25 protein-coding genes and 2 pseudogenes are annotated in these 23,413 nt (G+C 58.2%); 8 read left to right on the forward strand and 19 right to left on the reverse strand.

Features of this window, described 5'->3' with window-relative positions; genetic code table 11:
- Positions 1–77 precede the first annotated feature (77 nt).
- Complete coding sequence (locus tag ACP7EE_RS09470) at positions 78–1,250, reverse strand: hypothetical protein (RefSeq protein ID WP_426234334.1); 1,173 nt, start codon at positions 1,248–1,250, stop codon at positions 78–80.
- A 143-nt stretch (positions 1,251–1,393) separates the two neighbouring features.
- A complete protein-coding gene (locus ACP7EE_RS09475; protein WP_420650813.1) occupies positions 1,394–2,812 on the reverse strand; it encodes a short-chain fatty acid transporter in 1,419 nt (472 codons plus the stop codon).
- 201 nt (positions 2,813–3,013) lie between these two features.
- On the opposite strand from ACP7EE_RS09475, the gene ACP7EE_RS09480 reads away from it, so the two are divergent.
- From ACP7EE_RS09480 to ACP7EE_RS09505, 6 genes and pseudogenes are all read left to right on the forward strand, one after another.
- A complete protein-coding gene (locus ACP7EE_RS09480) occupies positions 3,014–4,327 on the forward strand; it encodes an MFS transporter (RefSeq protein ID WP_426205723.1) in 1,314 nt (437 codons plus the stop codon).
- 208 nt (positions 4,328–4,535) lie between these two features.
- Positions 4,536–5,174: pseudogene (locus tag ACP7EE_RS09485) on the forward strand (PAS domain-containing protein); the annotation flags it as partial.
- Positions 5,175–5,330: 156 nt separating this feature from the next.
- A pseudogene (locus ACP7EE_RS09490) lies at positions 5,331–5,762 on the forward strand (methyl-accepting chemotaxis protein); the annotation flags it as partial.
- A gap of 137 nt (positions 5,763–5,899) precedes the next feature.
- Positions 5,900–6,499, forward strand: coding sequence for a flavin reductase family protein (locus ACP7EE_RS09495; RefSeq protein WP_426234335.1), 600 nt, complete (start codon positions 5,900–5,902; stop codon positions 6,497–6,499).
- 92 nt (positions 6,500–6,591) lie between these two features.
- Complete coding sequence (locus ACP7EE_RS09500) at positions 6,592–7,152, forward strand: DUF2975 domain-containing protein (RefSeq protein WP_426234336.1); 561 nt, start codon at positions 6,592–6,594, stop codon at positions 7,150–7,152.
- Between the two features lie 7 nt (positions 7,153–7,159).
- The gene (locus tag ACP7EE_RS09505) at positions 7,160–7,381 is read left to right on the forward strand and encodes a helix-turn-helix domain-containing protein (protein ID WP_426205726.1); all 222 of its coding nucleotides are present in this window, start codon (positions 7,160–7,162) and stop codon (positions 7,379–7,381) included.
- An 85-nt stretch (positions 7,382–7,466) separates the two neighbouring features.
- Here ACP7EE_RS09505 and ACP7EE_RS09510 read toward each other — a convergent pair whose 3' ends face one another.
- From ACP7EE_RS09510 to ACP7EE_RS09525, 4 genes are all read right to left on the reverse strand, one after another.
- Positions 7,467–7,838 carry a helix-turn-helix domain-containing protein gene (locus ACP7EE_RS09510; protein WP_426234337.1) on the reverse strand — a complete coding sequence of 124 codons (372 nt, stop codon included), beginning with the start codon at positions 7,836–7,838 and terminating at the stop codon, positions 7,467–7,469.
- A gap of 3 nt (positions 7,839–7,841) precedes the next feature.
- Positions 7,842–8,144: a type II toxin-antitoxin system HigB family toxin gene (locus tag ACP7EE_RS09515; RefSeq protein ID WP_426205728.1), complete on the reverse strand. Its 303-nt coding sequence runs from the start codon at positions 8,142–8,144 to the stop codon at positions 7,842–7,844.
- Between the two features lie 257 nt (positions 8,145–8,401).
- A complete protein-coding gene (ggt, locus tag ACP7EE_RS09520; protein ID WP_426234338.1) occupies positions 8,402–10,234 on the reverse strand; it encodes a gamma-glutamyltransferase in 1,833 nt (610 codons plus the stop codon).
- Between the two features lie 339 nt (positions 10,235–10,573).
- A complete protein-coding gene (locus ACP7EE_RS09525) occupies positions 10,574–10,849 on the reverse strand; it encodes an excisionase (protein WP_426234339.1) in 276 nt (91 codons plus the stop codon).
- Positions 10,850–11,032: 183 nt separating this feature from the next.
- Here ACP7EE_RS09525 and ACP7EE_RS09530 point away from each other — a divergent pair, with 183 nt between their 5' ends.
- The gene (locus ACP7EE_RS09530) at positions 11,033–11,947 is read left to right on the forward strand and encodes a hypothetical protein (RefSeq protein ID WP_426234340.1); all 915 of its coding nucleotides are present in this window, start codon (positions 11,033–11,035) and stop codon (positions 11,945–11,947) included.
- Positions 11,948–12,023: 76 nt separating this feature from the next.
- Here the strand turns inward: ACP7EE_RS09530 and ACP7EE_RS09535 are convergent, their stop codons facing one another.
- Both ACP7EE_RS09535 and ACP7EE_RS09540 read right to left on the reverse strand, forming a co-directional pair.
- Positions 12,024–12,218: a helix-turn-helix transcriptional regulator gene (locus ACP7EE_RS09535; protein ID WP_426234341.1), complete on the reverse strand. Its 195-nt coding sequence runs from the start codon at positions 12,216–12,218 to the stop codon at positions 12,024–12,026.
- A 274-nt stretch (positions 12,219–12,492) separates the two neighbouring features.
- Positions 12,493–12,711: a hypothetical protein gene (locus tag ACP7EE_RS09540; RefSeq protein WP_426234342.1), complete on the reverse strand. Its 219-nt coding sequence runs from the start codon at positions 12,709–12,711 to the stop codon at positions 12,493–12,495.
- 536 nt (positions 12,712–13,247) lie between these two features.
- Between ACP7EE_RS09540 and ACP7EE_RS09545 the strand changes: the two genes are divergently transcribed.
- On the forward strand, positions 13,248–13,799 hold the full coding sequence (locus ACP7EE_RS09545) for a helix-turn-helix domain-containing protein (protein WP_426234343.1): 552 nt from the start codon (positions 13,248–13,250) through the stop codon (positions 13,797–13,799).
- A gap of 1,316 nt (positions 13,800–15,115) precedes the next feature.
- On the opposite strand, the gene ACP7EE_RS09550 is transcribed toward ACP7EE_RS09545, so the two are convergent.
- From ACP7EE_RS09550 to ACP7EE_RS09600, 11 genes are all read right to left on the reverse strand, one after another.
- On the reverse strand, positions 15,116–16,831 hold the full coding sequence (locus ACP7EE_RS09550) for a hypothetical protein (RefSeq protein ID WP_426234344.1): 1,716 nt from the start codon (positions 16,829–16,831) through the stop codon (positions 15,116–15,118).
- A 413-nt stretch (positions 16,832–17,244) separates the two neighbouring features.
- The gene (locus ACP7EE_RS09555) at positions 17,245–17,553 is read right to left on the reverse strand and encodes a hypothetical protein (protein ID WP_426234345.1); all 309 of its coding nucleotides are present in this window, start codon (positions 17,551–17,553) and stop codon (positions 17,245–17,247) included.
- A gap of 88 nt (positions 17,554–17,641) precedes the next feature.
- Entirely contained in the window at positions 17,642–17,950 is a 309-nt protein-coding gene (locus ACP7EE_RS09560; protein ID WP_426234346.1) for a hypothetical protein, read from the reverse strand.
- 336 nt (positions 17,951–18,286) lie between these two features.
- A complete protein-coding gene (locus tag ACP7EE_RS09565; protein ID WP_426234347.1) occupies positions 18,287–20,086 on the reverse strand; it encodes a DUF927 domain-containing protein in 1,800 nt (599 codons plus the stop codon).
- Positions 20,073–20,954: a toprim domain-containing protein gene (locus ACP7EE_RS09570; RefSeq protein ID WP_426234348.1), complete on the reverse strand. Its 882-nt coding sequence runs from the start codon at positions 20,952–20,954 to the stop codon at positions 20,073–20,075. Before ACP7EE_RS09570 ends, ACP7EE_RS09565 begins: the two co-directional genes overlap by 14 nt.
- The gene (locus ACP7EE_RS09575; protein ID WP_426234349.1) at positions 20,947–21,222 is read right to left on the reverse strand and encodes a hypothetical protein; all 276 of its coding nucleotides are present in this window, start codon (positions 21,220–21,222) and stop codon (positions 20,947–20,949) included. The genes ACP7EE_RS09570 and ACP7EE_RS09575 overlap by 8 nt, the downstream gene beginning before the upstream one ends.
- A 20-nt stretch (positions 21,223–21,242) precedes the next feature.
- Positions 21,243–21,767 (reverse strand): hypothetical protein, encoded by a 525-nt coding sequence (locus ACP7EE_RS09580; RefSeq protein WP_426234350.1) that lies wholly within the window; start codon positions 21,765–21,767, stop codon positions 21,243–21,245.
- Complete coding sequence (locus ACP7EE_RS09585) at positions 21,764–21,979, reverse strand: hypothetical protein (RefSeq protein ID WP_426234351.1); 216 nt, start codon at positions 21,977–21,979, stop codon at positions 21,764–21,766. The genes ACP7EE_RS09580 and ACP7EE_RS09585 overlap by 4 nt, the downstream gene beginning before the upstream one ends.
- Entirely contained in the window at positions 21,976–22,272 is a 297-nt protein-coding gene (locus tag ACP7EE_RS09590; protein WP_426234352.1) for a hypothetical protein, read from the reverse strand. The genes ACP7EE_RS09585 and ACP7EE_RS09590 overlap by 4 nt, the downstream gene beginning before the upstream one ends.
- 475 nt (positions 22,273–22,747) lie before the next feature.
- A complete protein-coding gene (locus tag ACP7EE_RS09595; RefSeq protein WP_426234353.1) occupies positions 22,748–23,050 on the reverse strand; it encodes a helix-turn-helix domain-containing protein in 303 nt (100 codons plus the stop codon).
- A 1-nt stretch (position 23,051) separates the two neighbouring features.
- On the reverse strand, positions 23,052–23,309 hold the full coding sequence (locus tag ACP7EE_RS09600; RefSeq protein ID WP_426234354.1) for a helix-turn-helix transcriptional regulator: 258 nt from the start codon (positions 23,307–23,309) through the stop codon (positions 23,052–23,054).
- Positions 23,310–23,413: the final 104 nt, after the last annotated feature.

The raw sequence follows: 23,413 nt of genomic DNA on the forward strand, positions 1-23,413 counted from the left end.
CTACTGTCAGATCTGACAGGCGTGAAAGACGACTTCCCGCGTCAGCCTGAGCTGACACGGGAAGGCAGCGTCACGTATCAGATATGCGGGGCGGGAACTGCCGACTCCGGCAGTGGCGCCTTGAGTTGTTGCAGCTGGGCCTTGATGGGTGGCGTGGCGCACGTAGCCGCTGCCTGCACCGCCGTTGAATGACGAATCGAGGTGTAGAACAGCTCGCAGGTTTTGACCTTTTGCGTCACTTGCCAGGTCTGCGTGCAGCTGTTCAGCAGGGTTTTCGGATCGCTGCCCGGTTTACTGCCCATCCCCGCTTGCCAGCAGGCAGCGCTCAGATCCTGGCCCATCACTTTCAAACCGGCTGCGTCAGCCTTGGCCTGGGCATCGTCGCCGGTATAGCTCTCAGGATCAGCGACGTACCAGATGTAACTCGGGTGGTTCGAACCGAGCACCGGCACTTTCACCCCCGCGCTCGGGCTGATGGTCGCCAGACCGAGCACGCTCACGGTCGGCCCGTATTGTTGCTTGATCCAGTTGCGCACCGGCGCACCAAACGCAACCATCGGCAGCACCGTACCGCTGGCGTTCTGGCTGACCTGCTTGACCATCGTGGTCTGATAATCCTTGAAGTAGTCGTAGGTGCCTTCCAGATCCTTGCCCGCGTTGGCAGGCGCAGCAATCGGCGCGATGTCGATGATGGTCTGATAGGCCGGAGTCTGGTCGGCCGGGATGCCGTTGTCGGTCAGCAGATCGGCCCAGCGGTCGGTGGTATTCGAGCGCAGATAATCCTGTGCTTGAGTCAGCGAGTAATCCGGAGGGAAGTGCAACAGTTCGACACTCTTGCGGTTTTCCAGCGCCATGCCCAGCGGCAGGAACAGATACCAGTTGAAGGCCCATTTGCCATCGGCATTCAGTTTGCTGGCGCCGGTGTAGGCCAGATCCCCGGCATCCAGCAGTGCGGCCAACGGTTTTTCGTAGCCCTTGGGCACGCCGGTGATTTCGGCATAGAGCTGGTCGTTATCGGTTTTCACCAGCACTTTCGCGTCGGGGTAACCGTCGCGCTGCACGCTCTGACTCAAGTAATGCGTGACAGTCTGCTCCAGCGTCCAGTCACGGAAGCAGATCACGCTGCAATTGTTTGGATACGCGAAGAGGCGGGTAACGCGCTCGGTGCTGCCCAGTTTCAGGTCGACATCGGCGTGGGCGGCGGCGCTCAGTGTGAGCGCGGCCAAGGAGAGTCCTGCGAGTTTGAACATGCTCAGATCCTTTTCAGCGTGAGTCCCGGTTGCGGGGCGGGTACATACTGAAACCAGGGATGCGCAGCGGTCTAGTGGGCAGAGTCGAAAAGAATCGTCAGCCATGGCTGGCGCCTGTTGCTGAACAGGTGCCATTCCTTTGCTTACGGCATCACCGGCGGCGTATATGCCAACGTCGTGCCCAGCGCCCACAACAGCAGCAACACCAGCGGCGTGTGCACCAGCAACTGCACGAACGAGAAGCCGATCAGATCCCGCGCCTTCAACCCCAGCACGCCAAGCAGCGGCAGCATGTAGAACGGGTTGATCAGGTTCGGCAGGGCTTCGGCGGCGTTATAAATCTGCACCGCCCAGCCGAGGTGATAGTTGAGGTCGTTGGCAACCTGCATCACGTACGGCGCTTCGATGATCCACTTGCCGCCGCCGGACGGAATGAAAAAGCCGAGAATCGCCGAGTACACGCCCATCAGCAGCGCATAGGTGTCGTGCGAGGCGATGCTGACGAAGAAGGTCGAGATGTGATGCGCCAGCGTCTGCGCGTCAGTGCCTTTGACCGTGGTCATCAGCGCGGCAATCGAGCCGTACAGCGGGAACTGGATCAGAACGCCCGTGGTGGTCGGCACCGCGCGCGACACCGCATCGAGGAAGCTGCGCGGGCGCCAGTGCAGCAGTGCGCCGAGCATGATGAACAGGAAGTTGTAGGTGTTCAGCCCGGAAATCGCTGAAATCGCCGGTTTGGTCGAGAACTCATGAAACAGCCATCCCGCTGCCAGCAGCACCAGCAGAATGATCAGCAGCGGACTGTGTTCCAGCCACTCACCCGGACGCGTGCGCGGTTGCAGCGGCGGCAGGTTGAACGCCGGGTCGATGCCACAGGCCTTGGCATCGCGCGCCGAGTTCGGGCCGGGCGCGGTGGCGTAAGCGATGATGATCGACACGACCACCAGCGCCAGCAGCATCACCCCGGACTGCCAAAGGAAAATCGTCTGGGTGAATGGAATCACCCCGGTGATCGACAGAATCGATGGCGGCAGACTGGCCGGGTTGGCCTGCAACTGCGCGGCGGAGGACGACAAACCCAGCGCCCACACCGCGCCAAGCCCCAGATAGGCAGCGGCACCGGCTGCGCGATAATCCATTTTCAGATCGGTGCGGCGGGCAAGGGCGCGCACCAGCAAGCCGCCGAATACCAGCGACAAGCCCCAGTTCAACAGCGACGCGACCATCGAAATCAACGCGACCCAAGCCACGGCGGAGCGGCCGTTTTTCGGGATGCGCGCCAGGCGGTCGATGAGTTTCACGGCCGGTGGCGAGCTGGCGACCACGTAACCGCCGATCACCACGAAGGCCATTTGCATGGTGAACGGGATCAGGCTCCAGAAGCCGTCACCGAAGGCCATCGCGGCAGCGGTCGGTTTGGCGCCCATGGCCAAGGTGGCCAGCGCCACGATGATCACCGCCAGAGCGGCGAATACCCACGAATCGGGAAACCAGCGTTCGGCAAAACTTGAACAGCGCAAGGCAAAGCGCGCAGAGCGGCTATCTTCGATATCAACGGCCACGGGAGTACCTCGGATTTTTATGTTTATTGTGGTCTTGAGGGCGCAACAGGCCCGTCAGACAGGCGCCAACAGTAAATCAACCGAGGTTTTTTTGTGACTGCGTTTTGCCGATTCGTGACTATGGTCTAACGGGTTGTCCACCGGCGCATTTGCGTAGACCATGTGCGCCTTGGTTTTTTGCCTGTGCCAGAGTTCTTTGCCATGACTGCCCAACCCTCTGCCCGACCGGCGCCGTTCAGCCGTTCCGACTACAAGACCCTCGGCCTGGCGGCCCTTGGCGGTGCGCTGGAGATCTACGATTTCATCATTTTCGTGTTCTTCGCCCTGACCCTGAGCCAGCTGTTCTTCCCGCCGGAAATGCCCGAATGGCTGCGCTTGCTGCAAAGCTTCGGGATCTTTGTCACCGGTTATCTGGCCCGGCCGCTGGGCGGGATTCTGATGGCGCATTTCGCCGATCGCCTCGGGCGCAAGAAGGTCTTCAGCCTGAGCATCCTGATGATGGCGCTGCCGTGCCTGCTGATCGGGATCATGCCGACTTATGCCCAGATCGGTTACTTCGCCCCGCTGTTGCTGCTGGCCCTGCGGATTCTGCAAGGCGCGGCGGTGGGCGGTGAAGTGCCGAGCGCCTGGGTGTTCGTCGCCGAACATGCACCGACCGGGCATCGCGGTTATGCGCTGGGCTTTTTGCAGGCCGGGCTGACCTTCGGTTACTTGATCGGCGCGCTGACTGCGACCTTCCTCGCGCAGATGTTCACGCCTGCGGAGATCCTCGATTACGCCTGGCGCTATCCATTCCTGCTCGGCGGCGTGTTCGGCGTGATTGGCGTCTGGCTGCGTCGCTGGCTAAGCGAAACGCCGGTGTTCATCGCCATGGAGGCGCAGCGCGAGGTGCGGGTCGAACTGCCGCTGCGCACGGTGCTGCGCGAACATCGTCTGGCGATGTTGCCGGCCATGCTGCTGACCTGCGTGCTGACCTCGGCGGTGGTGGTGTTTGTTGTAATCACCCCGACCATGATGCAGAAATCCTTCGGCATGACTGCCAGCCACACCTTCGCGCTGAGCGCATTGGGCATCGTGTTCCTGAACATTGGCTGCGTGATCGCCGGGTGGCTGGTCGACCGCATCGGTGCCTGGCGCACGGTGATGCTTTATAGCCTGCTGCTGCCATTGGGCATCGGCGTGCTTTACAGCTGCCTGATCAGTGGCGGCGATTGGGTCGGTCTGGCTTATGCCTTGGCCGGTCTTTGCTGCGGGGTGGTCGGCGCGGTGCCTTCGGTGATGGTCGGTCTGTTCCCCGCACGTATTCGCGTGTCGGGCATTTCCTTCACCTACAACATTGCCTACGCGGCATGGGCGAGCGTCTCACCGCTACTGCTGATTGGTCTGATGCCGTGGAGCCCTTGGATCTGTGTGATGTTCTGCGCGGTGATGGGCGTGGTCGGTTTCGCCAGCGCAGCGTATTTCGGCGCGCGCATGCCGCGCACCGGCCAATGCCAAGTGGCCGGAACTGTCTGATCCGACGAAACCCAAGTATTTTTGTAGGACAAGCGCAAAAGCGCTCTTCAGAAAACCCCTGCAAGGCCGATGGCTAGGTTGCATACCCGCTTTCTACCTGGTCAATCGGTGCCTTCCCATGTTCAACAAACGCCTGAAGCAAGAGCTGGCGGCTCTTCGTGAAGAACTCTCCAGCCTTGTGCAAGTGAAGGAAAGCCTGGAAAGCGAGATGCTGGTGCTGACTCTCGAGCCTGACGGGCGGATTCAGTCGGCCAATCAGAATTTTCTCAGCGAGATGCTCTACAAGGGCCATGACTTGATCGGCCGCGGCATCGACGACATCGTGCCGGCGCATGTGAAGTCCGACGAATTCCACCATCGCTTCAAGGCTGCCCTGACCCGAGGCGAGCACTTTGCCGGTGCAGTGCGCCTGTCGCGCGGCAATGGCGAAGAAGCGTGGCTGCGTTCGATTGTGCAGCCAGTGCGTTCCTCGGATGGTCGGATCAAGCATTTCTCGATTTTCTCCAGCGACCTGACCCGCACCATCGAAGCTTCGCGCGAACATGAAAACCTGATCGGCGCGCTGGTGCGTTCGACCGCGGTGATCGAGTTCGACCTCAACGGTAACGTTCTGACCGCCAACGACCGCTTCCTGCAGGGCATGGGTTACAGTCTGGCGCAGATCAAGGGCAAGCATCACCGCCAGTTCTGCGAACCGCAGGAATTCAACAGCGCTGAATACCAGAATTTCTGGCGTCGTCTGAACAACGGTGAGTTTGTTGCCGGCCGCTTCAAACGGGTCGACAGCCATGGTCGTACGGTGTGGTTGGAGGCTTCCTACAACCCGGTGCTGGATGCCAACGAAAAGCTCTACAAAGTGGTCAAGTTCGCCACGGTCATCACCGATCAGGTCAATCAGGAACAAGCCGTCGCCGAAGCCGCCAATATCGCCTACAGCACCTCGCTGCAGACCGACAGCACCGCCCAGCGCGGGACCACCGTGGTGACCGAAGCAGTCAAAGTGATGCGCGACCTGTCGCGCCATATGCAGACTGCCGGCGACGGTATCGAAGCATTGAACGAGCAATCGCAGGTGATCGGTTCCATCGTCAAAACCATCAGCGGAATTGCCGAACAGACCAATCTGCTGGCGCTCAACGCCGCGATTGAAGCAGCGCGTGCCGGTGAGCAGGGCCGCGGTTTTGCGGTAGTGGCCGACGAAGTACGGCAACTGGCTTCGCGCACCAGCCAGGCCACTGAAGAGATCGTCAGCGTAGTGCGGCAGAATCAGGACATGGCGCGTAACGCCGTGGCCCTGATGACCGACGGCAAGCTCCAGGCCGAGCAAGGGTTGGCGCTGGCGGCAGAGGCGGGCACGGTGATCGTCGAGATTCAGGACGGCGCGCAGAAAGTGGTGAACGCGGTAGGGCAGTTCGCCAACCAATTGTCCAACTGACCTTCAGATCTCCGTAGGAGCTGTCGAGTGAAACGAGGCTGCGATCTTTTGATTTTGATTTAACCTCAGCTCCTACAGAGGTTTTCGCCAGCAGTTCTGGCGCTACAATCTGTTCCTTTTCCCCGGAGCAGATCCCCATGAGCGATTTCCACCGCCGCCCGGTTGCCCTGAACAAAGCCTACCGCTTGCTCAATCACGGCCCGACCGTACTCGTGAGCGCGGCCCACGACGGCCAGCGCAACATCATGGCCGCTGCCTGGGCGATGCCACTGGATTTCGAGCCGCCGAAAGTCGCTGTCGTGCTCGACAAATCCACCTGGACGCGCCAGTTGCTCGAAGCCTCCGGCACCTTCGTGCTGAACGTGCCGTGCGTGAGTCAGGCCGACATCGTGCAGACCGTTGGCTCGACCTCTGGTCTTGAGATCAATCGCGATCAGAATAAGGACAAATTTCAGGCCTATGGCTTGGAAACCTTCGCCGGCGATCTGGTAGAAGCGCCGCTGCTCGACGGTTGTGTCGCGTGGCTGGAATGCCGTTTGCTGCCGGAGCCGCGCAATCATGAACAGTACGACCTGTTCCTCGCCGAGGTGATTGCGGCGCACGCTGATGAGCGGGTTTTCAGCGAGGGACGTTGGCATTTCGAGGGGCATGATGAGTTGCGCACCTTGCACCATGTAGCGGGCGGGCACTTTCTGAAGATTGGTGATCCGGTGGACGGCAAGACGCTGAGTGAATGACTTTTGTTAATGTCTTGCAGTAATTAATTATTGTTATTCGATAATTTAATGGGTTAAGGTGGCCGTCACTTTCTTTCCTGTGAGGCTTTCCCATGACCAATAACGGACTCGCCTGCTTCAGTCGGCGTATGGCAACAGTGACGCTGCTGCTGATCGTCGTGATGCTGCTGCTCAATGCTGCGTTGTGGCTCTACCCGAGCTTGGCCGGGAAAGACGGTTGGGGACTGGGTTTTGCGCTGACAGAACGTCAGCTTTCGCAAATCGCGGATAGTGCAGCGCTGTTCCCGTGGTGGCAGAAACTCGGTGGCATCGTGCTGTCGAGTATTCCGCTGCTGGCGCTGGCATCCGGTTTGAATCATTTACGTCGGCTGTTTCAGAGCTACGCGCGGGGAGAATATTTCGCCCGTGAGACGGCGGTTCATCTGGGTAAAGTCGGGCGCGCTGTGGCGATCTGGGTGTTGCTGGATTTTCTCTGTGAGCCGTTGCTCAGCCTGTGGGTCACGCAAAATGCGCCGGTCGGTGAACGGCTGATCACCTTGAGCGTCACCGCGCCATCCTTCGTCGCGCTGTTCCTCGCGGCCTGTATTGCGGTGATTGCCCGGATACTCTCGCAGGCCAGCGAAGTGGACCGCGAAAACCGTACGTTTATTTGAGGTATTGATGCCAATCGTTATTCAACTGGACGTGATGCTGGCGAGGCGCAAGGTCAAATCCAAAGACCTTGCAGCCGCCATCGGCATCACCGAGGCCAACCTGTCGCTGTTGAAGCAGGGCAAGGTCAAAGGCCTGCGCCTGGCGACGCTAGACGCCATTTGCCAGTACCTCGACTGTCAGCCGGGGGATCTTCTGGTTCGTGTGGCGGAGGGGAATATGGAACCCTGATGCACAAGTGATTTCCCCGCGCATGCCTCACTATTGAGCGAACCGGAGGCTGGCACGCCAGCCTCCTTCTTTTACTTCAAACGGATCAAATCAACTTCATGGGTTTGATCAAGCTCTCCGCAGGAATTCCGAACAGCTCATGCAGCTTCCAGATCATTGGAAGCGTTAATGCACGTTTGCCATTCAAGACTTCATAAACGCGATTCGTACGGCCGATAGCCGGAGCGAGGTCTGCGGCCGAGAGGCCCGACTGCTCCATGCGAAACCTGATTGCATCAATCGGGTTCGGCAAATCGAGCGGAAACTGTTTGGTCTCATACGCTTCGATCAGAGTGATCATGATGTCGAAGTAATCACCCTCAGCAGTGCCAGGTTCTGGTTCGTTCTCGAAAAGTGCAGACACATCTTTGAGCGCTGCACGGTAGTCTTCTTCGCTATGAATTGGACGAATGTTCATGGGTTACTCCATTTCGACACTGTCAGCGTCGATGGCATCGTACTGCTTGTGCGTGCCAATAAATTTGATGTACACCGCACCGAAGCGATATGCCACGGCGACGATCAGGCGATATGAATTGCCCTTGATGTTGAATACGACTCTTCGGCTTTTCAGAATGCTCGCACCAGTAAAATGAGCCTTGATATCCGCAGGCGCCGCCCAGTTCGCTTTCCTTGCTTCGTCTACCCACGCCAGCAAAGACTGTTCTGATTCCGGATATCGCTCCCAAAAACTCTTTAGCTGACTGATGGCGATGATTCTCATGGGATGATCCTAGTCCCGCTGTGGGACTGCTGCAAGTCTATAGATGAATACTGGATGTGTGGTTACCGGCATCGATGAATGCTGTAGATGATCACTGCATCCAGAGAAGGAGTTGCCTTGGAAATAACAGTGCGAAGACTTTATCCCGGATCAAATTGCTCCGGCGTGGGAAAAGGCGACGTGAAACATCGGAAGCGTATTCATCGTCAATAAAAAAGGCCTACCTCGCGGTAAGCCTTTTCCATTTGCGTAGTGCCTCAATCCCCCAACGCAACCCCTTCACGCCGTGGATCCGCCCCACCTTCCAGCGAGACCTTCCCCTGCGCATCCTTGACCCGCACGATGGCCTGGGTGCCGCTGGTCATGTCGATCTCATTCACCGTGTGCCCTTTGTCCTTGAGCGCCTGAATCAGCGCCGGGCTGAACTGGCCTTGTTCAAGTTCAGTCGGGCCGTTGCGGCTGCCGAAGTTGGGCAGGTTGATGGCTTGTTGCGGGTCAAGGTTCCAGTCCAGCAGGCCGACGGTGGATTTGGCCACGTATTCGATGATCTGCGAGCCGCCGGGAGAGCCGACCGTGGCGACGAATTCACCGCTGTGGCGATCAAAGATCAGTGTCGGCGCCATCGACGAGCGCGGGCGCTTGCCGGGTTCGACGCGGTTGGCGACTTTCTGGCCGTTCTCTTCAGGGATGAACGAGAAGTCGGTCATCTGATTGTTCAGCAAGAAGCCCTGAACCATCAGGTGCGAGCCGAACGCAGCTTCGATGGTGGTGGTCATCGAGACTGCGCCGCCCAGGTCATCCACAGCTACAACTTGCGAGGTGGAAATGCGCAGCGGCGAGCGATCTGGCGTGTAGGCGACCTCTACGCCCGGCGGCGTTCCCGGTTTCGCCGTGCCCATGCTGCGATCGCCGATCAGGCTGGCGCGACTGGCCAGATAACCCGGATCGACCAGGCCTTTGACCGGCACTGGCACGAAGTCAGTATCGGCCACGTATTGCGCGCGGTCGGCGTAGGCCAGGCGTTCGGCTTCGGCGATCAGGTGCACGGCTTCGGGCGCAGGTTCGATGCCGGCCGGTTTATCGGTCTTCCCAGGTTTGAGCGGCGCCAGCGCCAGACGCGGGTCGCGGGTTTCCAGCGCCTGCAAGGTGCCGAGAATCTGCGCCACTGCGATACCACCGGACGACGGCGGCGGCATGCCGCAGACCTGCCAGCGTTTGTAGTCGGTGCACAGCGGCGCGCGCTCCTTGGCCTGATAGTGCTGAAGATCATTCAGCGACAGGCTGCCGGGGTTGGCATGGCGCTGAACCTTGGCGACGATTTCCTCGGCAATCGGGCCTTTGTACAGCGCGTCCGGCCCTTCCTTGGCGATGCGTTTGAGCACGGCAGCCAAGGCCGGATTCTTCAAGCGAGTGCCGACCGATTTGACGCTGCCATCGTTGTTGAGGAAGTAAGCGGCCATGTCCGACGAGCGCCGCACATTTGGGTCGGACACCAGCGACTGATACAGGCGCGGCGAAATCTCGAAGCCTTGCTCGGCGAGTTTGATCGCCGGCTCGAACAGCTTGGCCCACGGCAATCGGCCATGCTCTTTATGCGCCAGGTCCAGCGCGCGCATTGCACCTGGCGTACCGACCGAGCGGCCACCGATCTGCGCTTGCTGGAACGACATCGGTTTACCGTCTGCTTGCAGGAACAGCTTCTCGGTGGCGCCGGCCGGGGCGGTTTCGCGGCCGTCAAAAGTGCGCACCTGCTTGCCATCCCACAACACGATCATCGCGCCACCACCGATCCCGGAGGATTGCGGCTCGACCAGCGTCAGCACCGCCTGCATCGCAATGGCTGCATCAATCGCCGAACCACCCTGACGCAACATCTCGCGCCCAGCTTCGGCGGCCAGAGGATTGGCAGCGGCGGCCATGTGTTTGCTGGCCTGCTGTGTCTGCAGGTCGGAGCGATAACCAGAAGCAATTTCCGGGGCTAGCGGCAGGCTGGAGGAGGGCGGGGCGTTGCAGGCTGTGAGGGTGAGAGCGCTGACAATCAGGGTCAGGGCTGGCAGGCGAAAACGTTGCAGCGACAGGGCTGAAAACACGCGGGGCTCTCCGTCCGTGGGGTGAAAGATCTGACGGACTGTATCGATCGACCGTGTAGGACGCAAACCGCCCGAGGTGTGAGAGACGATACTTTTCTCCAGGCATAAAAAAACGGCCTACCTTTCGGTAAGCCGTTTTTAGTACTTGGTGGTACACAGACATTTGAACTTAGTACCTAAAGATCTGTATTTATTGATTATTTGTCTTTGCTTTTGTGCAAGGGATACATGTGGGGATACATGGCGCTTGCTGCTAGGTGGATTTTTGCCGTTTTCTCTTCGCCAAGGAAGGCGCTCAAAGTGACCATTAGATGAGATGGGTCGCTCCGACGAATGGCATCACACAAGCGGCTTTGGACTTCCCGGTCTTGGTCCTTTGTTCATCAGCGGCGCGGGGCTTGTTGCCGGCCGGTACCTGTTCGCGCGATAAGCCTTGGATGGTGCGCCCATCTCTACCCAAACTTCGTAGCCATCGACGTCGATCAGCACGCGCCCATCAGGGGCCTTCCGCCAAACGTAGTCTTTCCTCCAGGTTCCGTCAGCGATCTTCGATCTCACGGCGGCTTCTGTATATCCAGACTCGCTGGCGAACTTTCTGACGGTCAAATAGCGCATTTTTCGCGCTCCTCAGTTTGTTCGTTTACATTTTGGCTCGCGTTATATATAGCTGAGATAGCCATTTGCTTTAGCCGCCGCTAGGGCGGGGCTATCTGGCGTGGCGGGGAAATGTAGACGTCCGAGGCTAAAATAAATCCCTAGCAGGCCGCCATTTTAATCATATTTATCAAGGACTTGACTATGAAAAGCAAAGGCTTGCAGGCCACCCCTCAACAGATCAAGCTTGATCTCGGCGTGGAGGTGCAAGGTGATGTAAATGGGATTGAAATGGGCGTTCTTGAGAACGGAATCCCTTTTTTCACTCAGCGCGGGCTGGCACTGGTAACTGGAGCTTCACGAAGCGCTATCCAAGAGATTACTCAGGAGTGGGTTGAGCACTTCGATGATGTAGTCATGTCCAAGGATCGAATCTCGTTCATCAGGGAGTATTTGTTCGGCCGCGGCTACACTGATCGTTCGCTCTTTATCGAGACCGTCCGAGACGGCAGCCCGCATTACGCCTACCCAGACGTCGTCTGTATGGCAATTCTCGAGTATTACGCGTTCGAAACTAGATCGCCCAATAAGCAAGCTACGGATAACTACCGGAGTTTTGCGGCGCTGGGTCTTCGACGCTTCATCTACGAGTCGCTTAACTACAGCCCAGGTGATAAATGGCAATTCCACCACGAGCGAGTCTCAATCCTCAATAACGCCGCCCCACTTGGTTATTTCATAATTTTCAATGAGATAACGGGTCTTATTGTTGATTTGATCAACGCCGATCTCACCGTGAATCATAAAACGATTCCTGATATCAGCGTCGGCCTCATGTGGGCAAAGCATTGGAAAGAATTCAACTACTCCTCGATATTTGGGGAGAGAGTTTCATGCCAGCACCATTACCCCGCCAGATATCCTCAATCAAAAAGTAATCCGCAAGATGCCAGCGCCTACCCAAACGGCGCTCTCGCAGAATTTCGCCGCTGGTTCAGATACGATTACCTGGTCACGAAATTTCCCGAGTACATTCTGAAAAAAGCGCCGCAGCTCACTGGCGGCAAAGCCGAGGCGTTACAGATTGGCGCAATGTATGCCCCAAAAAGTCTGAAGTAACGTAGGCATTTGGCGTTGAGAGCCCGACAAAGCGCCGGGCTTTTCGTTTCTGTCCTACATCGCGATCTTCAGGCCTTCAATCGCCGACTGGGCTCAAATCGAACATCCATTTAGCGATTGCTGACTGTCGCCAGGCCACCGAGTTGGGGCCTATCCTGACCTGTTTTGGGAACGTGCCTTCCTTCATCCGGCGATAAACCGTGGCGCAACTGAGACCAGTGATGTGAAGCACTTCCTGGAGGCGCAGAAAACGATCGATGTTTTCTGTCATCTTCTGATACCTCTCAGCGTTGGCGGTGTCTGCCGTGGTCGACCAATCTTCGGCGCCTTGTTTTCCCCATCGCGGCACTCCCGCAGAAACTCCCGCACATCCTCCTTTAACCAGCAGTGCCTGGAGCCCATCTTGAAGCTCTTGGGCAGCCAGTCGACGCCACGGCGAATCCCCTCTCTGACCGATGCCTCAGTTCGGCCAAGCATCTTGCCCAGGCCTGCTACGAAAACCACTTCGCAGTCATCGTCCATATGCACTCCTGACTCGGGGTTGCTTACTGCGCCTCTTGTGCTTTCAGTCGGGCGAAACCTTGATTGATGTGCCCGGCGTTTTCGCCGATCGTCTCCAGCGTGCTCCGGATATTGTCGCCGACGTCGGCATGCCCCTGGCTTTCGACTAGCAGAGTCAGCTCCATTAGCGAGGCTTCCAAGGCAAGTTGGTTGTGATACATGCGCTCTAGGACATCTGGGAGAGAATATTCGGGGGTGGGCATCGCTTCGACTCCATTCGAGAAAAATGAAAGCGTAGCAGCGATGGTTCGATCGGGGGCATGAAACAAACTGCTCACTGCTCACTGCTCACTGCTCACTGCTCACTGCTCACTGCTCACTCGCCGACGAGCACTCCGAGTCACTGGAAATGCTCGATGCCCGGGGGGTTGTGTATAGCCATTGTTTAAGCGATGCCAAGGGGGTTGTGTATAGCCGGCGCAGGAATCAATTCTGGCCGACTCCACATCAGTGTGAGGTGGTAAAAATTCCACAGAGTGGCATTTCCACCACCCAGTTTTTGAAGCGTCGATCAACTGATGAATCGAACATTTACATGGTGGTGTTTCGCAGCCAGACCTGAGTCATTTAACCTTATTGAAGTCAGGCACCCAAATTGGTGTCTCTCCCCAAATTTTCCAGGTGACCCTTCCAGTCTCAACGCTTCGCGGGGAGGGGAGGATTTATCTTGAACGTTTTCTCAAGGAGCTTACATTTCTCGTAAGGACACACTCCACTCAGCTAGGATCGCCGACTTCCCATGCAATATAACGCCAGCAGCACCACTTTAATCTTGCTCACGCTTAGAGAGATCCGTCTTGAAAGTAATATTCACCCCGGCTTGATCGCCGACTGCGTAGGAATCACTCCGAGCGCGTGGGCAAAGATTGAAAGCGGCGACTTGCCTCTCACGTTGGAAATTTTAGGCGATGCATGCAGAGCGCTTTCTGTCCTGCCATCCTTTGTCTTTGGACTGGCGGAGCGCCTAGCTCAAATCTTCAAAAATCATGGCTGGTATTTTCAGCATCCCCGGCTGGGGAAGGAGGATGAATTGCTCCCATTGATCAAGAGCTACTTCGCCAGCCCCGGATATGAGTCGCTGCGAATCCGCATGCACGAAAAGGTCTCTGTTCTAGCTCTTCAATTCAATGCCTCTTGGCCGACGCCAACAGTCGTTAGTTACTGCTGCATTCAAGACTTCCGGGCTTGGATGGACAAAGGTGCGCCGTTCGGACAGATGCCTCAAACGGGTGTGGTACCCATACTCAATCTCGCTACTACAGCCAGCGCTGGAACACTGGTCAACCCGTAATCCACCAGAGTTAATCAGCAGTCTCATTCTGCCGACCAAGCAATGTTGGTGGGACCTAAGGTTGCCAGTTCTGAGTGGCAACTTTCTGTGGAAACCATGGTGGAAACATGACGCTTGGCAACCGACCTTTCTGGTAACTTTTCGTAGTAACCACGCTGGTTAGCGACAGCAGGGTTCGCATTGGCGGGTGCGAACTGGAGGTGCGAACCTCGAACGCGAACTTGATCGGCACGGGCACCAGAGTGCGTACTTATGGCGCGTACCAGCCTGCGTACTTTGTGGTTTTTCACGCGGCTCGGGTGCGCGATATCTGTGCGTGAAGCGCTACGTGAAACAGCGTGTTTTGCTGTAACAGGGGCTGTAACAGCCTGCCTTGTTACACGGCGTCGGTATGGGCGCCTGTTTCTTTTTTATGGCCCCCAAAAACTCGGAATACCCTGGCAACCTGAGTGGCAACAAGTCACGGGTCTCCGTGCCGACGATGACAGGGAAAGCGGAGGTGGTCACTGATGCTGGTCACCGCGCTTGGTCACCGCCGCGCCAAGCTGTGGATACCTCTTTTGCTCAAGTTCCTCGTGGCGTGCTGAGGGGCTGTGCGCTGTGATTTGAGGAATGTATTTCTTCACATGATGCTTGCGATATTTCACTCGGGCGCTTTACCCAGCAACTGCTCCATCCGCAGACTGTAAACAGCTCGCTCTTGAGCTGACTTAGGGGATCTGTATGACCGATAATTTTTTTGCTTTGAAGTGTGCGGTCGCGCTTGTGGTAGTGGTGTTTGTGGTGTGGAGGGTTCTGGTTTACCGCAAGAAGAAACGGGACGCGAGGGGCAACTATCCGCCGAGTGGCCCCGGAATCTGACCTGCGCCAGGATTAAAAGAGATCGCGATGAGTAGAGGATGTTGGTTGCTGGGCGGTTGCTCAGTTTTATCGGTGAAAGTGGATAGCGGTCGATCTGACCAACTCCAGCGCCCTAGCAAAACTCGCCGTAATCCCATCTCGCGACGGTTTACGCCATCCTTCGTACGGTGGCTGGTAACCGTTGGAGGTGGTTACCTTTAGTGGTTACCACGCGCGATGCAGGCCGACTAACGGTCAATCTAGTTGACCTTCTTGGCATCGCGGAACGACTAGACTCAATGATGATTTGGGTGCCGCTCGGGTAGCCAGTAGGGTTTTGGTCTCACGAAAAAGCCCGCGTCGGCGGGCTTAGAGGTCTGTGGTGGATTTCTCGAATTTTACGATGATCGACTTCATGATCTGGAAAGGCGCCATTCTGGTCGTCCTTTCCATGATTTACGGGTTCTGGCAGGGAATCACTGGTCGCTGAATGCCTGAGGGGCGAGCAGCGGCAGCACTTTGTTTGCCCGCTCAGCGCCATGAGACAGCAGGCCGCCACCTTGGCTAGGCGGCTTCAAAAGCATGTCTCTGAGTGCGTTGCTGTTCATTGCGGTATTAGCCCCCCGGCCGACCGCAAGAAGCCCCCCAAGCAGCGGGAGGGAAGCAAGCCCGGTTCCCGCAGCGCCAAGTCCGCCGAACATGAGACGCTGCATCGCACCGTGCGGGCTTTCCCGCGACCGCAGGAACTGCGCACTGATGTCAGCGAGATCCTGAAGCTCAGGATTCCTGATGTTTTTCATGTTGGCGAGCCGGGCGATTGATATGTCCCCCTCCGCGCCGTTCTGCGCCATTTTCTTCAGGTCTAGCATGGTTCCGTATTGCCGACGAACCTTGGCAAATTCGGCGGCATCTGCGGGAGCCATCGAGCGATTCAGCGCGCTCATCAGAGACTTTTTTAGGTCGCCCGCGTACCACGCCTCCGGGCTATTGCGCTTCTCGATACGATCAAGCGTCTTCTTGATGTTGTACGCAGCTTGACCGTCGATCGCGCCGTTGGGCGCCTTGGCCTTAATTTCGTCGATCTGCTTGAGGATAATGCTCGCCTGACCTGTTTCAAGTTCGTTGCCTGCGCGCCGCACGTGATCGGCGAGCTCCTGCGTGAACGTCGGGTCAACCTTTACCGTGTTGCTCTGTAATGTCGTATCAAACTTTGCGCCGAGATCATCCTGGGCCTGCCTTAAGGCCATGTTTACGTCGTCAGAGTCTTGGCCAATCGAGCGTGATATGGCGCGGTTGAGTTGGCTCTGTGTTTTCGACATGGTCGCAGTACGGCCGCTAAAAGGCAGGTATTCCAGTGATGCGGCGGCGGCGTTCAAAGGCTTGCTGTTAACAATTCTGTCCGCCGGTATATCAATCTTATAAGTGTCTTTTGCTTTATTGGCCAAGTCGACGACTGCCGGCTTAACCTCTCCTCCGCGCAGAGCTCGGCCTACTCCGCGCGCGGTTTGCCCGCCGAGAGCGACGGCGCCCGGGATGGTTGCGCCGATTATCGCACCTAGACCGGCATCTTCTGGGTTCACTAAACCCGCAGAAGCGCCGCCCGTGATAGCGCCACCAGCGACACGTGTACCGAGCCCGGAAAGCCCCTGCATGCCGCCTACCCGGAAGCCGCCAGAACCGATGGATTCGATCAGTGGGGCAATCCTCGTCGCACCTGGCAGCATTACCGCGCCCTTTGCCAATGCCCCGCCCATGCCGCCGGTTCCAGCAATTTCAGTGGCGAGTTTCCCGCCCTTGTACGCCATGGAGTTAGGATTCGCTCCGAGATCCTGAAGCGCCCAATCCATGTCCGCGCGGCGTTGTCGGTTGGATTCAAGCGATAGTCCTTTCCCAGCGATGGCGTCCTGCACAATATCGAAAGGTGCGACCAGTCCTGCACCAATGCTACCGGCGCCACGCAGCGCACCGGCCAGCAGGTTGCCGGAATCCCGCATCAAATCCTTACCTGCGTTTGGCGAAAGTCTTGGCAGATTACTGCCGAATCGTCCCGCCATATGTGGGACAGGTTGCACTGGCAGTTGCTGAGACGCCTGTCTTGGCACTGGTTGCTGCGGCTCGTCATCCCAGATAATGCCGGCCGGGTCGATCTGCGGCGCGTCGTCCCACTGAATCGAATTCGGATCAATCGCCATGCTCGAGTCTCCCGTTGAAATACTGGATCGGACTTCATTCATGCGACCAAATCCTCCATAGGTAGGAGAGGACGGCGTTCCGCCAAGGCGATCAGTACGGCGTTCGCTTGTACGCTTCCAGAGTTCGCTGCGAGACGCAGGCGCTCATATGCGGCGCTGATCTCTGCGCGGGTTGGCTTGGTTTGATGGCCTCGGGTCTTGTTGCTCATAACTCATTCTCCGATGCAAGGTTATAACCTAATATTAGCAGATTTTGCCTTGTCTGTATATTTGAACAGTGGTTTTGAAGGCCGGTCGTCCTGTCCTATCGGTCGAATCCTGAGTGTGCAAACGGAGCTGGCGAGCACCCCAGCTCCGGGGTTTTGCTCCTCCTATTCAGGTCTGGTTAACGAGTACCAGTATTGAGTTGCTCATCAGTTACCCGTCAGAAAGCGCTTTTGAACCCATGTTCCTGGCGTGCCCGAGACGACACACACCCAACCCTCGATCACGTATTTGGAGCCGGCGGTGCCTAACTCCGACGGCGCCGAGTTCTTCACGGAGTCTCCCTGCATCCAAGGTCCGCTGGTAGGCGCAGCGGTGAGCGCAGAGTAGAAGGCGGTTATGCGACCCTCTGCGATCTGATTGATCTGGTTGACGTGCTCACGCAGCACGCGCAGTAGCAATGGGTCAGTGATGCCAAGTGGAGTCGAAAGGTGATTGGTCGTGGATGGGATAGTCATATGTGTTTCCTAAAAAGTGCCTGCTTGCGGCGGGCTTTGACTGAGTAGGGCGGATTGCCCCGGTGGCATTGCTCGTTGTCGCGCGCACCTAGACGTGCGCTTCCATCGGTGTGTTCTCGTAGTCGGAGCGCAGATGAGCGCCCTCTGTGCAATAGCGCCCGGTAGGCGCGTAGCAAGCTCGACACACCATGATGTGGTTCAGGTATAGATCACGGGCGTGACGCCACTCAGGCGTAGCGGTGGCGGCGTTTGCGTGTGAGCCGGTGATGAGTTGAGCAGGGCGATCGATCCGAGTAGCCACCACCAGGCGCGGGCGAGGTCGAATATCCACTTTCCTCGAGTCAGTACCGGTAGCCGCTGGCGGCATGTGATCGAGCAGGCCGGAGAGGAGGCTCATGTCGCCACCTCGGCCTGATTGCTCCATTGCCCATATGTGTCTCTAAAAAAAAATCGGGGGAACGGGGGAACAGTGGGAACAGCCAATGTTTCCGGGGCTTCCAGAGGGGGATTCTGTTCCCCACGTTTTTTTGTGGGGAACAGTGATAACCAAATGTTCAGAAACGGGAAAACGCTTATATTCAAAAACATGTTTGTGTTCCCCCTGTTCCCCATACATTCAATAAGGGGGAACGGCTACAAGCCACGGTTTTACTGACTGTTCCCCCGTTCCCCCTGTTCCCCACGTTTGTAGGTTCCTGAGAACTCGGGAATTCGTACTTGGTGGATATGGTGGTCATGCGCCGCCCCCTTCGCTGTCCATTGCTTCGGGATCGATGACGTACAGGCGCGCCGACCCGCCGGCGGGGATGCGGTACTTTTTGGTTTTGCGGCTATCGCGATCGGTGTCGCGCTTGGCCAGGGCTCCACCAACTTCCAGCGCCTTGATCACGCGGGTTAGGCCGAATCCGTGGGCTGCCTCGACGAGTGCGGACTTGTTGAACAGGTAGAGCCGCTTGCCCGCTAACAGCTCCCAGTAGCCGGCGCGGTTGAACACCTTGGCATCCACCTCAGTGGCGTCGACATCGGAGAAGCGGCTGCTGCCGTGCTTGTCGATGAAATCGATGATGCCGGCCAGGATCTGGCGATCTTCTGCGTTACCGCCGCCGACACGGGCAAGCCATTCGCCATAGAGCAAACGGCAGTCGGCGAGGGCGGTCCCTTGTTCCCAAGGCAGCAAGCCGAAAGCGGTGGCCATCTCTCCCGCAAGTGCAATCACGGCGAACCGATCGGCCACGCGCCCGGCCTGGGCGTTGTCCTCGACGAACTGGGCGCGTATACCGTCAAAGTCACTGAGTAAGCCCGGCTTATCGTCTGCTGCGACAAGGTGCTCAACGAAGGCTGGCCCGAGGTGGCCGTGATGTGCAGTGACTGCCACAGTGAGCTGCCGGTGAAAGTCCGCGCCCTCAAGCCCGTGCAATTCATCAAAGGCGCGATGGGTGCGGGTGCCGGCGTTCACGTCGACCATGCGGAGTTCGGCGCCAGCATGAGCAGCGTTGCCGGATATGGCGGCGTGCTCGGACAGCGAGCGCTCGCCGCTGGAGAGGGTGAGAAGCCGCCAGCTCAGTTTCGCACGGCCTTCACGCTCTCGCGTCATGGTGCCTTTCCCCTGACCGTTGGCGAGGGAGTAGGCCATTTCCTGTACCCGCTTCGGGTCGGCGCGCTTGATCTCGTCCAAGGGCAGGATAGTGTCGTTACGACTGGATGCCTCGATCTCAAGGCCGCCTTTGGTCATGTCCCAACTGGCGGCGAACACGCCAGGGTCACCCCACACCGACGATCCGATCAGTTGGGCCAGAGATTTGCCGCTAGAGCTGTCGCCCACAAGGTGAACACCACCACCCAGCACGCCGACCAAACTCAACAACGGGCCGGCCAGCGAGCAGCCGATCGCCAGCGTGAGTACTGGGTTGCCCGCGCACTTGGCGGCGACGGCCGACTGCCACAGCGCCAGTTCGCCACGCTGACTAAAAAGTACTTGGGCTTTGTTGCTGGCTTGGTACCGCACGTTTGCGGCACCGATCGTTCGCCCGGGCAGAACGAATGCGCCCGACTCGTGCCAGCCCGGCCGGCTGGTGGTGGCGAATACTTCGGCGGGGTGCTGGTCGAGCAGGTATTCCATGAACGTGCCGCGCTTCTTCAAAGCGATGATGACACCCATACCGAACAACGCGCGCCGGGCATCCTCGCCGCTGCCGCCAAAAACCTCCATGGCGATGATCCACTCCTTGATACCGCCTTCCGTGACCAATCGCAGGAGTCGACCCTCGCTGCCGTCGTCACTGTTGGTTGTTCTGGCCACTACCGTGACAGGACTGGAGATCCACTCATCAGTGATCGGGTGATCGGCGGCGTTCTCCGCATCATCCTGATCTGCCGCGGGGCGCTTGAAGCTGTGCCAGTACACGCCCGGGCGAAGCTTGCGACCGTTCTCGTTGATCACCCAGTGCTCGTATACCGCCCAACAAGGTCGAACAGGTGAGATGATCGCGGCCTCTGGCCGAAGGTTGATCACGTTGGTATCAGGCTTGGCCATTGGCGAGCTTCCAGTTTGCGAGATCGTTGAAATCAGTGAGGTCAGCCGGCGCACCTTCTGGCCATTCGGGGAAAGCCACTTGAGCGCCCACTGCCGCCGCGGCTGCGTTCGCTGCAGTGCGTCCTGGGTTTCCGTCGGTGAGTCGGTCGTCGTCGCCAGCAATAACAAATGGCTGGTCCGGGTAGCGCGAACGAAGCCCCATCGCCGCCGGGAACAAGTTTCCCGCGTTCATGGCAGCGGCAACGGCATAGCCGCCGTGTTGGTGAAGGCTGGCGCCCGTCGCCCATCCTTCGCATATGCAGAGCAATGAGCCGGGCTCAATGACGCCTAGAGGCGAGTACGTGCCTTTCACGCGTCCACCGGGCAAGAAGCGTTTGGCGCCGTCTGGGGCGATTCGCTGCAGATTGACTAGGCAGCCATCGAGGTAGAGCGGCACGAGCAGATCTGCGCCGCGCTGCCGCAGACCGTGGGAGCGAACTCCTTTGGCTGTGAGGTATGGGTGATCAGGCGACGCGCGCCGAGCATTGCGCCACCAATGATTAGCCTTCTCGGCGGCTTGCTGCTGGCGCCTTTGGTGTTCGGCCTCGCGCTGGCGCCGAGCCTGATCAATTCGCTCGCGGATTTGTGCGGCCTCGCGAGCGTCTACCGGTTCGCGGCTACACCAGGTGCTTGCAGCTCCGGACTTCCAACTGCCAAAGGCGCCAGAGGCGATACCGTCCAGATACAGGACATACCAACCATTGAGAGCGCCGGGCTTGTCGTCTGGAACGCGGAACCGGTGAATACTGCCATCGGGCACAGGGAGCCAATCAAGCTGTCCATAAGTCGCCTGCAGCGCATCACGGAAAAGGATCGCTGCGTCATCCATGACTGGCGCTCCCTGCGAAAACTCGGCAAACCCGCCCATTGTTCACGGCGTGCCAGTGCGTGATGTCGTCGATTGACTCCACTAGGCAGGCAGTCACTTGTGCGCCGGCACTGCGCATCACTACGCGCCCGCACTCGGCGTCAGACTCCGTCAGGAACGGGCCAAGCAACGCCTTCAGCGCTTTCGGATGGGTCACATAGAACAGCTCTGTGGCTTTTTTCGGGCAAGCCGATCCCGCGGGCGCAGGCGCGCCATTTTGAATTTTCATGTGCTTAAGCCTTTATTGAATCAGCAACTCACGGGAGTCAGCGATGCAGTGCGCTGGCGAGAATCGGGCGGTGGCCCATCAGTTAACCGGAGCTGCGTTGCCAAGTGGCGGACGCGTGATTGTCCAAACAACAGCTGGTTGACCTGCGCCGCTTTGTCGGACCACCGCTCATGATCCGGGCCGTTGCCAATGCGATTAATCACAACCCAATCCGGTAGCTGTCTACGTGCCCGCATTTCGCTGAGCATGGTCCACCAGGTCAGATAGCGGGTGCGCTCCAACTCCATCAGATCAATGAGCCGCTGACATTCGTAGGTGCGGGGTTCTAGGTCGTCTGACGGCTGGATCTCGTCGACGCCAAACAGAGCCTGATTGACGTCGCTTCTCGCGATCAGCGCTTTCTGATAGTCGGTATCGCTACCAATGTCTTTGGCGCGAACCCAGTCCGGCAACTCGTTGGAAAGGCGCAACTGATTGAGAACACCCCACCACTGAGATGCGTGTTCTCGTTCGGCGTTGATCGCAGTTGAAAGTAGGCTGCTCATTGGGCACCCCCTTGCGCAGCGATCAATTCGTCGAGCAGTTCCGCCCACGCCATCGCAGTGTGCTGAGCGAAAACTGCAGTAACTCGTGCCACGACTATGTTGATCGAAGGTGAGGCGATCAGGGCAAAGGAAAGCGCGAGCAGCTTCAGAATTTCCTGAACGTCCCGCATGTCCTCAACGCTGATTTCGGCTGAGAGAGCTGGGGTTTTCATTTGGCACCGCCTTGGCGATTGCCGAACTGGATAGGAGCGGTGGAAGAGTCAACCAAGGCCTTGGCTGCGGCCATCAAAAGCCTAATTCCAAATACCTCGTCGACACCAAGGCCGCTATCCATGGTTTTCGTCAGCATTGCATCGCCCGCCGCGAGGAAGCAGCTCGCCTCGTGTAGCGCATCGGCGACAGGCATGCCGGCTGAGACGGAGAAAAATGATCGGTTGCCTACGGTATGAAACTCCGAGGAGTTCGTAAGCAGCGAAGGAACCTCCAGCTCTGTAGGAGTGTTCATTGCACACCCCCTTTGGCTTCTAGGGTGCGGGCGATGGCCATATTGGCGTTGTACCGGGCGAGTCGATTGGACAGGGAGGAGTTTGCGCGGAGAGCGCTCAGGGCTATGCAGCGATGAGCAAAAGCGCGGATTGCGGACGGAGTGATGGCGTGTTTCATGGGTGTAGCTCCTAACGTTGAGGAGCTGCCACTTTTCGCGGCCAAGCGAAGATGGGTGGCAGCTGTACGCGGGTTGGCCGACCGGGACGTTAGGAACCCGGCACACCCGAAGGTGTCCCACGCACAGCCGCCATAACACGATTGTGCGGACGCAAAAAAAGCGCCAGCAATCGGATGGTGGGCGCTTGTGCGCCTAACGATACTCGACCGGCCAAAGTCGGTCACGGGATTTACCGCGACCCTTGAACCATAGCGCTGACGCCCCATCCGAGCAAGCGAAGTTTGCGACCGAATATCGCTTGGCATGAGCATAGCCATCATACGGGCACCCCGGCAGGCGGATTGGTGCTCAGGTAGTAAAGAGCTATGCGGGGATGCTTGCGGCCTTGGTCGTCGGTCAAGTCGAGACGATGGGTGAGGATCTTGTGCCCGAGCGCGCGCAGCTCGTTGATGCGAGCACCAGGGCGAACGATGTTCAGCTCGCGAATAGCGGTAAACGTATCAATCGGGCCGGCTCTCAGGCGCTCCAAAAGTCGAGCACGTTGAGCGGTTCCGCTGGTATTCTCTACGTGAGTATTTTCGTGGCTGGCCTGTTGGTCGGCCATTTTTTTTGGGCTCATATCAGGCAATCTCCCCACGCAGGGCGATGCGCTGGCGAACCCAGGTCTGTACCTCGGCCAAGACAAAACCTACCGGCGAACCGCGTGACTTACTGTCGCTCAGAGGCACTGGGCGCGGGAAAGTCGGATCGTCTTTGAGGCGCTTGTACACGGTAGGGCGTGCGAGCCCGGTGATTGCTTCAAGATCCGGCATGCGGATTAGGGTGATCGATGGGTCGAACGTGTGGGGCGAGTGATCAGTAGCTGGAGATGGTTGCATGGCCGTGTGTTCCGCTATTGGTTTAGACGGAATACAAAGTAAAAGCGCTCGGGTAGGGGGAGAAGTCCGGGCAGCGCGCACACTGTACAGTTTGCGCGTAGTCC

The organism is Pseudomonas sp. TWP3-2 (genome assembly GCF_049897765.1).
Lineage (GTDB): Bacteria > Pseudomonadota > Gammaproteobacteria > Pseudomonadales > Pseudomonadaceae > Aquipseudomonas.